9 protein-coding genes are annotated in these 12,229 nt (G+C 69.4%); all 9 read left to right on the top strand.

Annotated elements, in window-relative coordinates:
* Positions 1-23 precede the first annotated feature (23 nt).
* A complete protein-coding gene (locus OXI49_02915; protein ID MDE2689435.1) occupies positions 24-2,198 on the top strand; it encodes a prolyl oligopeptidase family serine peptidase in 2,175 nt (724 codons plus the stop codon).
* Positions 2,199-2,211: 13 nt separating this feature from the next.
* Positions 2,212-2,628, top strand: coding sequence for a thioesterase family protein (locus OXI49_02910; GenBank protein MDE2689434.1), 417 nt, complete (start codon positions 2,212-2,214; stop codon positions 2,626-2,628).
* A gap of 14 nt (positions 2,629-2,642) precedes the next feature.
* Entirely contained in the window at positions 2,643-3,293 is a 651-nt protein-coding gene (locus OXI49_02905; GenBank protein ID MDE2689433.1) for a DNA-3-methyladenine glycosylase, read from the top strand.
* Positions 3,294-3,375: 82 nt separating this feature from the next.
* The gene (locus tag OXI49_02900; protein ID MDE2689432.1) at positions 3,376-4,770 is read left to right on the top strand and encodes a hypothetical protein; all 1,395 of its coding nucleotides are present in this window, start codon (positions 3,376-3,378) and stop codon (positions 4,768-4,770) included.
* 145 nt (positions 4,771-4,915) lie between these two features.
* On the top strand, positions 4,916-6,295 hold the full coding sequence (locus OXI49_02895; GenBank protein MDE2689431.1) for a hypothetical protein: 1,380 nt from the start codon (positions 4,916-4,918) through the stop codon (positions 6,293-6,295).
* A gap of 26 nt (positions 6,296-6,321) precedes the next feature.
* Positions 6,322-7,722 (top strand): hypothetical protein, encoded by a 1,401-nt coding sequence (locus tag OXI49_02890; GenBank protein MDE2689430.1) that lies wholly within the window; start codon positions 6,322-6,324, stop codon positions 7,720-7,722.
* 11 nt (positions 7,723-7,733) lie between these two features.
* Positions 7,734-9,131, top strand: a complete 1,398-nt coding sequence (locus tag OXI49_02885) for a hypothetical protein (GenBank protein MDE2689429.1) — start codon at positions 7,734-7,736, stop codon at positions 9,129-9,131.
* 29 nt (positions 9,132-9,160) lie between these two features.
* Positions 9,161-10,663 carry a hypothetical protein gene (locus OXI49_02880; protein MDE2689428.1) on the top strand — a complete coding sequence of 501 codons (1,503 nt, stop codon included), beginning with the start codon at positions 9,161-9,163 and terminating at the stop codon, positions 10,661-10,663.
* 255 nt (positions 10,664-10,918) lie between these two features.
* Positions 10,919-12,178 carry a hypothetical protein gene (locus OXI49_02875; GenBank protein ID MDE2689427.1) on the top strand — a complete coding sequence of 420 codons (1,260 nt, stop codon included), beginning with the start codon at positions 10,919-10,921 and terminating at the stop codon, positions 12,176-12,178.
* Positions 12,179-12,229 lie beyond the last annotated feature (51 nt).

Below are 12,229 nucleotides of genomic sequence, written 5' to 3'. Positions count from 1 at the left end.
GGAGCCCTATAATCCGGCCCATCATGAAACCCACTCTTCGCCGGTTCGCGCCGGCTCTTGTTCTTCCCCTCTTGGCCTGCTCCACCGACGTTTACGACCCCGGGCCGGTCGAGTATCCGGAGACCCGGACCGTCGACCAGGTCGACGACTACTTCGGGGTCCAGGTCGCCGACCCGTACCGCTGGCTCGAGAACCTCGACGGCGAGGAGACGGCGGCCTGGGTGTCGGCGCAGAACGCCGTCGCCGAGCCATTCCTGGCCGCGCTCCCGGGCCGCGAAGCGATCGAGAAGCGGCTGCTGGCAATCTGGGACTACGAGCGCTGGGGCACTCCGGGCAAGCGGGGCGAGCGCTACTTCTACAGCCACAACGACGGGCTGCAGGACCAGAGCGTGGTCTACGTCGCCGAGTCGATGGACCTGGAGGGCGACGAGCCGCCCGGGCGCGTCCTGCTCGATCCCAACGGCTGGAGCGACGACGGAACGGTGGCGCTCGCCGGGATGACGCCCAGTCGGGACGGCCGTTACGTCGCCTACGCGCAGTCGGACGGCGGCTCGGACTGGCGGAAGTGGAAGGTCCGTGACGTCGAGAGTGGCGAGGACACGGGCGACCTGATCGACTTCACGAAGTTCACCTCGATCTCCTGGATGCCGGACAACTCGGGCTTCTTCTACAGCCGCTATCCCCCGCGAGAAGACGACCCGACCCGGGGTGACGGCTCCAAGGCGGTATCCGTCTACTTCCACGCCCTGGGCACGGACCAGACCGAGGACCGGCTCGTGTTCAGCCAGCCCGAGCACCCGCGCCGCAACCCGTACGCCTCGGTCTCCGAGGACGGTGAGTACCTGCTGGTCAACCTCCAGGAGGGGTATCTCGAGAACGCGGTCCACTACCGGAAGATCGGCGAGCCGGACTCCGCGATCCGCCCCCTGCTCGACCAATGGGACGCTCTCTACGGCTACGTCGTGAACGTCGGTCCCGTGCTCGTGTTCGAAACGAACAAGGACGCGCCGCGCAACCGGATCGTCGCCGTTGACCTGAACGACGGTTCGCCGGCCGGGAACCCGACGCTGCACGAGGTGGTCCCGGAAGCCGAGGACACGCTCTCCTACGCCTCCGCTGTCGGCGGCAAGCTGGTGCTCAACTACCTGCACGACGCGCGCACCGTTGTCCGTCTGGCCGAACCGAACGGCGCCAAGCCCGCGACTCCGGCCGGAGAGGTCGAACTACCCGGAATCGGCACAGCGGGCGGCTTCGGCGGCCGCTGGGAGGACGCGGAGACCTTCTACTCCTACTCCAGCTTTGGCACGCCGTCGCAGATCCACCGCTACGACGTGGCCACCGGCGAGAGTTCTCTGATCCGCAGCCCCGCGATCGACGCCGACCTCGACGGCTACGAGACGGAGCAGGTCTTCTACGAGAGCCGGGACGGCACGCGCGTCCCGATGTTCATCACCCACCGCAAGGGGATCGAGAAGAACGGCGACAACCCGACGCTGCTCTACGGCTACGGCGGCTTCAACATCTCGCTGACGCCCGGCTTCTCCTCGTCACGCCTCGCCTGGCTCGAGATGGGCGGCATGCTGGCGATCCCGAACCTGCGCGGCGGCGGCGAGTACGGCCGCGACTGGCATCTCGCCGGCACCAAGGAGAAGAAGCAGAACGTCTTCGACGACTTCATCGCCGCCGCTGAATGGCTGGTCGCCGAGGGCTACACGAGCGCCGGACGCATCGCGATCCAGGGCGGCAGCAACGGCGGCCTCCTGGTCGGCGCGACGCTCAACCAGCGGCCCGACCTGTTCGCGGCGGCGCTGCCGGCGGTCGGCGTCCTCGACATGCTGCGCTACCACCTGCCGAGCGCCAACGCCCGCAACTGGTCGACGGACTACGGCCTCTCCGAGAACGAAGACGAGTTCCGGGCCCAGTACGCGTACTCGCCGCTCCACAACGTGCAGGAGGGCGCCTGCTACCCGCCAACCCTGGTCACGACCGCCGACCACGACGACCGGGTAGTGCCCTGGCACAGCTTCAAGTACGCGGCCGAGATGCAGCGGGCACAGGGCTGCGACAACCCGGTCCTCATCCGGGTCGAGACCCGGGCCGGCCACGGCGCCGGCAAGCCGACCTGGATGCAGATCGAGGACGTCGCCGACCAGTGGGCCTTCGCGGCCTGGGCGGTCGGCCTCGAACCGAGCCTCTGAGCGGCAGGGGACGATGACCACTCCCTACCGGCACACGATCTGCGTCCGTTACGGAGAGGTCGATAAGCAGGGCGTGGTGTTCAATGCCCACTACATGGCGTACATGGACGACGCGATGGAGAGCTGGCTGCGGCCGATCCGGGAACGCGGGGCCCAGCTCGGCTGGGACATGATGCTCCGGCGAGCGACGATCGATTTCCTCGGTTCGGTCACCGACGGCGACCTGCTCGACATCGACGTCGCCGTCCGCCACTGGGGTCGCACGTCCTGGACGCTCGGCTATCGCGGCACCCACGAGGGCCGCCTCATATTCACCGGCGAGATCCTCTACGTCAGCGTTCACGTCCCGGGATACACGAAGATGGAGACTCCGGCCGAGATCCGCTCCTACATGGGGCCGGAGACGGACCTGGACGAGGTGCCCGCCTGAGCGCCGGCTCGTCCATTCTCTCGCCGCTACCCCGCTCGTTCTACACGCCCACGGCGCTCGAAGTAGCGCCGAGGCTCCTGAACAAGGTCCTCGTCCGCGGCCGGCGCGCCGCGCGGATCGTCGAGGTCGAGGCCTACGAGGGCGCCACCGACCCATCCAGCCACGGCCACCGCGGGATGACTGACCGCAACCGGACGATGTTCGGGCCGCCGGGACATCTCTACGTCTACTTCACGTACGGCATGCACCACTGCGCCAACGTCGTCTGCGGCGAGGACGGCGTCTGCTCCGCCGTCCTGCTGCGCGCCGCCGCACCGCTGGCGGGCGACGGCATCATGCGTCGGGCGCGCAACGCGGCCAGCCGCCGGCGTTCCAACAAAGCGCTGCGTGCCGTCGATCTCTGCTCCGGCCCGGCCCGCCTCTGCCAGGCCTTCGGCCTCGACCGGCGCTACGACGGCGCGGATCTGGTCGGCGCCTCCGTTCATCCCAGGCACCGCCTGCCGATCTTCATCGCTGCCGACGGCACTCCGCCGCCAGACCAACCCGGCCGTAGCGGCCGCATCGGCGTCTCGAAGGCCTCGAATCGTCTCTGGCGCTTCTACGTCGCCGGGGAACCGAACGTCTCCAGATCCCGTGCCGCCTCCATCGGCAACCGCTCAGGCTAAGTACTCACGGGCCACTCCCGCCCTCCGAAACCTCCCAAATGGGATATGCGAAAGGCACCTACCCTGTAGTAGTCCTCACGCCATGTCGTCGGTTTCGGTACTGGCGCGATGGTTCGCAGTCTGGTCCCTTGTGGCGGGCGTGCCGGCAGCGGTAGCGGACGACGCGGACACGACGCCGCCCAAGCCGGTCCGACCCAACGGCTATGACGACGCGAGCGGAAGCTTGTACATCTTCATCTCCGAGCCGCTCGACCCGGATTCTACGCCCGCGATGTCGGCCTTCGGACTCAGGATCGGCGGCGTCAACAGGGAGCTCAGCGAAGTGGGCGCAGGACCCCTCGGCGCGTCGTCTCCGAAACACGCCGGTTTGCTGATCCTCACGCTGGCTCAGAAGGCCACCCGGGCGGACTTCGACCGGCAACGCTGGAAGGTGCTCTACAGGCAGCCTTCCGACAACCCCCTTCAGGACCTTGCAGGCAACCTCATGCCGAGCTTTGACATGAGCTGGTGCTGGGGTGGCTGCCCTGAGGACGGCGTTCCGCCACCGCCCGAACCGGAGCCGGAACCCGACCCCGAACCGGAGCCCGAACCCAAGCCAGCGTGCCCGGTCCGCCTGGCGCCGTACTGGCACGGCACGGGCGGCTTCGCGGTCAGACCCACCGACGGCGAGTCGGCGACCGTCCGGATCGAGTGCGCCGGAAAGAGCCACACGAGCCGCGAGCGCGCCGGCGAGGACGGCCTGATCGTGCGCACCGTCAGCCAGCCGATGTGCACGGCCGACGACGGACGTCCGATCGAAGGGGAGATGACCTTCGAGGGCATCGACGGCGACGGCTGGTACTGGATCAACGGCGACCGCAACGTCGCGGTCGCGCCGCTGGTCTGCGAAGAGTCGCTGAAGCCCGACTTGAGGCCTCCGATCCCCGGCGGCGTCACGGCACGGCCGAGCGGCGACCGCCGCTTCGTGCTGTCGGTCCGGGGCACGTGGCACGGCACGCTGATGGTGCACAACGAAACAGGCTTCATGGGCATCGTGCCGCACCTCGTGGATCTGGAGGGGTCAGGCGAGCACGTGGCGCCGTACTGGAAGGGCGGCGGCGGGATCGTCGGTCGTCCGCTGGACGGCAGCCGGGCGACGGTGCGTCTGGCCTGCGGCGAGGCCGACGCGGAGAGTCAGGTGCTGGACGCGGGCGAGGACGGTCTGATCGTGGCTCTTCTGCCGGGCTGCTTCGACGAGGACGGCGTCGCGGTGTCCGGCCGGCTGGAAGCCGACGGGCTGGAAGACGGCGCCTGGTACTGGCTGAACACCGGCACGGCCTCCGCCGCGGCGCCGTTGCTGCGCCGGGGCGCGGACGTGGACCTGACGGTTCCGGTGCTTCCCGCCGGCGTGGACGCCGACGAGGGTCCGCTGGGAACCCTGTTTTCTCGCGGCCCCTTGATGGGCGTGGTCCCCCGCGTCGAGCGGATCGAAGACTAGCTTCAAAACCGCGCCGGCGACTTCCCGCAGGTGTTGACCAAGGTGTGCCCCAAGCATCGTCTTCGGGATTTCCTATCTCCAAATTGGGAGATGTCAACAACGTTCGCCTTGTTGTAGTTCTTACATCATGTCGTCGGTTTCGGCGGTGGCGCGATGGTTCGCAGTCCTGGGTCTCGCGACGGGGATGACGGAAGCGGTTGCTGACGACACGGACACGACGCCGCCCACGATAGGCGGCAATGTCTCGCTCTACGCGGTCACGCCGGAAGGGCGCGGGGAGTGGGTCATTCCCGCCAGCGAGCCGCTCGACAGGAACTCGGTGCCCGCGACGGATGCGTTCGAATTCACGATATGCGGCGTCCAGCGGGTTCCGGACGGCATCGGCATCGGCTACGACTCCCCGTTCCACGACCAGGCCCTGGTGGTGACGCTGCTTCCGCCGCTCCCTTCGCCGTCGGAGGCGCGGGCGGTCTGGAGACTCGTCTACACCCCGCCCTCCGAGAACGCGATCCAGGACCTCGCGGGAAACCCGGCGCCGGCCTTCGACCTGTCCTACGGCTATCCCGACGGCTGTGATGCGGGCGGCGGCCCGCCGCCGCCTGAGCCGGAACCCGAGCCGGAGCCTCAGCCCGAGCCCGAACCTGAGCCTGCGTGCCGGTACCGTCTGGCACCGTACTGGCACGGCACGGGCGGGTTCGCCGTCAGGCCCGCCGACGGCGAGTCGGCGACGGTCCGGATCGAATGCGCCGGCAGGAGCTACACGAGCCGCGAGCACGCCGGCGAGGACGGCCTGATCGTGCGCACCGTCAACCAAGCGATGTGCACGGCAGAGGACGGCCGGCCGATAGAGGGCGAGATGACCTTCGAAGGCATCGACGGCGACGGCTGGTACTGGGTCAACGGCGACCGCAACGTCGCGGTCGCCCCCCTGGTCTGCGAGGCGTCGCTCAGTCCCGAACTGAGGCCTCCGGTCCCCGGCGGCGTGACGGCACGCCCGAGCGGCGACCGCCGCTTCGTGCTGTCGGTCCGGGGCACGTGGCACGGCACGCTGATGGTGCACGACGAGACCGGGCTCATGGGCATCGTGCCGCACCTGGTGGACCTGGAAGGGGAAGGCGAGCACGTGGCGCCGTACTGGAAGGGCGGCGGCGGGATCGTCGGCCGTCCGCTGGAAGGCGGCCAGGCGACGGTACGGCTCAGCTGCGGGGACGCTGAAGCGGAGAGTCAGGTGCTGGACACGGGCGAGGACGGCCTGATCGTGGCGCTTCTGCCGGGCTGCTTCGACGAGGAGGGCACGGCGCAGAGCGGCCGGCTGGAAGCGGACGGATTCGAAGACGGCGCCTGGTACTGGCTGAACACCGGCACGGCCTCGGCCGCGGCGCCGTTGCTGCGCCGGGGCGCGGACGTGGAGCTGACCGTTCCGGTGCTGCCCGGCGGCGTGGACGCCGACGAGGGACCGCTCGGAACGCTGTTCTCCCGCGGCCCCCTGATGGGCGTGGTCCCGCGGCTGGAGGTCCGCCAGTAGTGCCGGGCAGGTCGTCGGTGTCGGCGGTGGCTCGATGGTTCGCTCTCTTGTGGCTCGCGGCGGGGGTACCGGCGACGGTTGCGGACGACACGGACACGACCCCGCCGAAGTTGATGCTCCTCGGCGGGTACACCGACTACGGCCAGATCATGTACTTCTACATTGATGAGCCGCTCGACCTGGACTCGACGCCAGCCACGGATGCCTTCGTGCTTCAGATCGGCGGCGTCCGTAAGGAGCTGAGCGGAGTGCACGTCGGGAATTACCGAGGCCCGTTCGTGGAACTCGGCCGTTCGCTGAGACTGGACCTGAGTCAGAGACCTACCTTGGTGGAGTTGCGGCAACGTTGGAGGCTGGTCTACACGCGACCATCCGAGAACCCGCTCAGGGATCGTGCGGGGAACCTCATGCTGAGCTTCGACTTCAGCTGGTGCTGGGGAGATGGCTGCCAAGGCGACGGCGACCCGCCACCGCCGGGCGGTGGAGGCGGCCCGCCGCCCGAGCCTGAACCAGAGCCCGAACCGGAGCCCGAGCCCGAACCCGAACCGGCGTGCCCGTCCCGCGTGGCGCCGTACTGGCACGGCACGGGTGGCTTCGCGATCAGACCCGCCGACGGCGAGTCGGCGACCGTCCGGGTCGAGTGCGCCGGCAGGAGCCACACGAGCCGCGAGCACGCCGGCGAGGACGGCCTGATCGTGCGCACCGTCAGCCAGCCGATGTGCACGGCCGACGACGGACGTCCGATCGAAGGGGAGATGACCTTCGAGGGCATCGACGGCGACGGCTGGTACTGGATCAACGGCGACCGCAACGTCGCGGTCGCGCCGCTGGTCTGCGAAGAGTCGCTGAAGCCCGACTTGAGGCCTCCGATCCCCGGCGGCGTCACGGCACGGCCGAGCGGCGACCGCCGCTTCGTGCTGTCGGTCCGGGGCACGTGGCACGGCACGCTGATGATGCACGACGAAACCGGGTTCATGGGCATCGTGCCGCACCTGGTGGACCTGGAGGGGTCAGGCGAGCACGTGGCCCCCTACTGGAAGGGCGGCGGCGGAATCGTCGGCCGTCCGCTGGACGGTACTCAGGCGACGGTACGCCTGGCCTGCGGCGAGGCAGACGCTGAAAGTCAGGTGCTGGACGCGGGCGAGGACGGCCTGATCGTGGCGCTTCTGCCGGGCTGCTTCGACGAGGACGACGTCGCGGTGTCCGGCCGGCTGGAGGTCGACGGACTGGAAGACGGCGCCTGGTACTGGCTGAACACCGGCACAGCGTCGGCCGCCGCCCCTCTGCTGCGCCGGGGCGCGGACGTGGATCTGACGACTCCAGTGCTGCCCGGCGGCGTGGACGCCGAGGAGGGGACGCTGGGAACGCTGTTCTCCCGCGGCCCCTTGATGGGCGTGGTGCCGCGGCTAGAACAAGTCGAGGACTAGGAGCAGACGGGGTGGCATCGGCGGTCACACGATGGTCCGCTCTCCTGTGTCTCGCGACGGGAGTGCCTGCGACGGTCGCGGACGAGACGGACACGAGGCCACCCGAGCTAACGGGCACCGGCCTGGTTCTCTTCGACCCGCCCGAAACGAACCCGGACGGGTGGATCTGGATCCTCTACACCACCGAGCCACTCGACCCGGACTCTACGCCCGCGTTGGACGCCTTCCGGTTCGAGGTAGGTGGCGTGGACCGAACCTCCGTCCTGACCGGGGTGTACACCGACTACTACCTGGTGCTGGCGTTGGGTCCGCCAACGCTCCCGCCGGCGGAGGTGGACATGCCCTGGAGGCTGGTCTACACGCCGCCTTCCGAGAACCCGATCCGGGATCCCGCGGGCAACCTCATGAGGGCCTTCGACAGGACCTCGTGCTTTCTGCCTGGTTGCGACCCACCGCCGGGCGGTGGAGGCGGCCCGCCGCCTGAGCCTGAGCCGGAGCCCGAGCCCGAACCGGAGCCCGAGCCCGAACCGGCGTGCCCGCACCGCCTCGCGCCGTACTGGCACGGCACGGGCGGGTTCGCCGTCAGGCCGACCGACGGCGAGTCGGCGACCGTCCGGATCGAGTGCGCCGGCAGGAGCTACACGAGCCGCGAGCACGCCGGCGAGGACGGCCTGATCGTGCGCACCGTCAGCCAGCCGATGTGCACGGCCGACGACGGCCGGCAGATCGAGGGCGAGATGACCTTCGAGGGCATCGACGGCGACGGCTGGTACTGGGTCAACGGCGACCGTAACGTCGCGGTCGCCCCCCTGGTCTGCGAGGAGTCGCTCAGTCCCGGGCTGAGGCCTCCGGTCCCCGGCGGCGTGACGGCACGCCCGAGCGGCGACCGCCGCTTCGTGCTGTCGGTCCGGGGCACGTGGCACGGCACGCTGATGATGCACGACGAAACCGGGTTCATGGGCATCGTGCCGCACCTGGTGGACCTGGAGGGGTCAGGCGAGCACGTGGCCCCCTACTGGAAGGGCGGCGGCGGAATCGTCGGCCGTCCGCTGGACGGTACTCAGGCGACGGTACGCCTGGCCTGCGGCGAGGCAGACGCTGAAAGTCAGGTGCTGGACGCGGGCGAGGACGGCCTGATCGTGGCGCTTCTGCCGGGCTGCTTCGACGAGGACGACGTCGCGGTGTCCGGCCGGCTGGAGGTCGACGGACTGGAAGACGGCGCCTGGTACTGGCTGAACACCGGCACAGCGTCGGCCGCCGCCCCGCTGCTGCGCCGGGGTGCGGACATGGATCTGACGACTCCAGTGCTTCCCGCCGGCGTGGAGGCAGAAGAAGGACCGCTCGGGACGCTGTTCTCCCGCGGCCCCCTGATGGGCGTGGTACCCCGCGTGGAGCGAATCGAGGACTAGTCAAGTCGCAGTCGCTACAGCCGGATTCCATGCACACTCGACCGAAACCACTTCAGACCGCGCTGGCGCTTGGCCGCTCTCTGTTCGCGGCGGCTCTCTTCATGGGAGCGTGGACGGAAGTGTCACAAGCGCAGAGCGCGCATCCGGAAGTGAACATCTCCTGGGATCGGGCGGACTTCAGTCTTCGGGAAGGCAGGTCGACCGGCATTCGGATCCGGGCTGACCGGGATCCCGGGCGACCCGTGGGCGTCTATAGAAAGGTCACTCACCACGGCGGAGCGACCGGGAAGGACTACGCCACCAGCGGGATCTGGTTCATCTTCGCGGGCGACTTGACGGGGCGTGTTTACATACGGGCCATTCCCGACGACTTCGACGACGACTGCGAGTGGTTGGAGCTCCGTCTCACTCCGAGGTCCTCTGGTGTGACCGTCAGCGATCAACCGTTGCGGATCAGGATTCTCGACGACGATGGCGAAGCGGTCGACTGCGGGGAAGGCTGGCCTCCGGTCGACAGCAGTCCGCCTCCGGCTGAGCCTGATCCGGAGCCAGCGCCGGAGCCCGAGCCTGAGCCGGCGCCAGATCCAGGGCCAGAGCCAGAGCCAGAGCCCGAGCCGGAGCCCGAGCCGGAGCCCGAGTCTGCACGCGAGCTGGGTTGTCCCTCTCGCCTGGCGCCGTACTGGCACGGCACGGGAGGCTTCGCGGTCAGACCCGCCGACGGCGACTCGGCGACCGTCCGGATCGAGTGCGCCGGCAGGAGCTACACGAGCCGCGAGCACGCCGGCGAGGACGGCCTGATCGTGCGCACCGTCAACCAAGCGATGTGCACGGCAGAGGACGGCCGGCCGATAGAGGGCGAGATGACCTTCGAAGGCATCGACGGCGACGGCTGGTACTGGGTCAACGGCGACCGCAACGTCGCGGTCGCTCCCCTGGTCTGCGAGGAGTCGCTCAGTCCCGAACTGAGGCCCCCGGTTCCCGGCGGCGTCACCGCGCGCCCGAGCGGCGACCGCCGCTTCGTGCTGTCGGTGCGCGGCACCTGGCACGGCACCCTGATGGTCCACGACGACACCGGGTTCATGGGCATCGTGCCGCACCTGGTGGACCTGGAAGGGGAAGGCGAGCACGTGGCGCCGTACTGGAAGGGCGGCGGCGGGATCGTCGGCCGTCCGCTGGAAGGCGGCCAGGCGACGGTACGGCTCAGCTGCGGGGACGCTGAAGCGGAGAGTCAGGTGCTGGACACGGGCGAGGACGGCCTGATCGTGGCGCTTCTGCCGGGCTGCTTCGACGAGGAGGGCACGGCGCAGAGCGGCCGGCTGGAAGCGGACGGGCTCGAAGACGGCGCCTGGTACTGGCTGAACACCGGCACGGCCGCGGCTGCGGCCCCGTTGCTGCGCCGGAGCGCGGACGTGGACCTGACGACTCCGGTGCTGCCCGACGGCGTGGAAGCAGCGGAGGGGCCGCTGGGGACCCTGTTCTCCCGCGGCCCCTTGATGGGCGTCGTGCCGCGCGTGGAGCGGGTCGACAACTAGCTTCCGAGCGCCTGGGGGCTTCCCGCGCGTTGCCGGCGAGGCGTGCCGCCAGCGTCGTTTCCGGGCCGACCTATCTCCAAAACGGGAGATGCGGGAGGCCACCACCTTGGTGTAGTTCCTTGTGCGATGTCGTCGGTTTCGGCGGTGGTGCGATGGTTCGCTGTCCTGAGTTTCGCGACGGGTGCGCCGGTGGCCGTTGCAGACGACACGGACAGGACCCCTCCCAGACTAACGGGCTCCAGCTCAGTCTTCTGGTTGCCCGACAGGGAAGCGGACTGGTTGCTCTACACCACCGAGCCACTCGACAAGGGATCGATACCCGGGAGGGACGCGTACCGGTTCTACATCGGCTCCTGCGATCGAACGTCTCTTCTGACCAGGTTCGGCATCAGCGACGAAGCTCTCGTGTTCGTTGTTGGCCCGCCACTGCTCTCGCAATCGGAGGTGCTGATGCCCTGGAGGCTGGTCTACACGCCACCTTCCGAGAACCCCCTCCAGGATCTCGCAGGCAACCTGATGGGGGCTTTTGACAGGACCTCCGTACCGGAACAGGGGGGCGTGCCGTCGGGCGGTTGCGAAGAACCGCCGCCAGGACCCGAACCGGAGCCGGAGCCCGAACCGGAGCCGGAACCCGAACCGGTTTGTCCGCTCCGCCTGGCGCCGTACTGGCACGGCACGGGCGGCTTCGCCGTCAGGCCCGCCGACGGCGAGTCGGCGACGGTCCGGATCGAGTGCGCCGGCAGGACCTACACGAGCCGCGAGCACGCCGGCGAGGACGGCCTGATCGTGCGCACCGTCAACCAAGCGATGTGCACGGCAGAGGACGGCCGGCCGATAGAGGGCGAGATGACCTTCGAAGGCATCGACGGCGACGGCTGGTACTGGGTCAACGGCGACCGCAACGTCGCGGTCGCCCCCCTGGTCTGCGAGGCGTCGCTCAGTCCCGAACTGAGGCCTCCGGTCCCCGGCGGCGTGACGGCACGCCCGAGCGGCGACCGCCGCTTCGTGCTGTCGGTCCGGGGCACGTGGCACGGCACGCTGATGGTGCACAACGAAACAGGCTTCATGGGCATCGTGCCGCACCTCGTGGATCTGGAGGGGTCAGGCGAGCACGTGGCGCCGTACTGGAAGGGCGGCGGCGGGATCGTCGGCCGTCCGCTGGACGGACACCAGGCGACGGTGCGCCTGGCCTGCGGCGAGGCCGATGCGGAGAGCCAGGTGCTGGACGCGGGCGAGGACGGCCTGATCGTGGCGCTACTGCCCGGCTGCTTCGACGAGGACGGCGCCGCGATGCCGGGCCGGCTCGAAGCGGACGGGCTGCAGGACGGCGCCTGGTACTGGCTGAACACCGGCACGGCGTCGGCCGCGGCGCCGTTGCTGCGCCGAGGCGCGGACGTGGACCTGACGGTTCCGGTGCTGCCCGGCGGCGTCAACGCCGATGAGGGTCCGCTCGGAACGTTGTTTTCCCGCGGCCCCTTGATGGGCGTCGTCCCGCGGCTCCAGGTCCTGGAGTAGTGCCAGGAGGTCCGCACAATCTGAAAGTTGCACCTTCAGATTGTCTACGCA

The sequence above is a fragment of the Acidobacteriota bacterium genome, from assembly GCA_028875725.1.
In the GTDB taxonomy this organism is placed as follows: domain Bacteria; phylum Acidobacteriota; class Thermoanaerobaculia; order Multivoradales; family Multivoraceae; genus Multivorans.
This window is presented reverse-complemented; position numbering and strand designations above follow the sequence as displayed.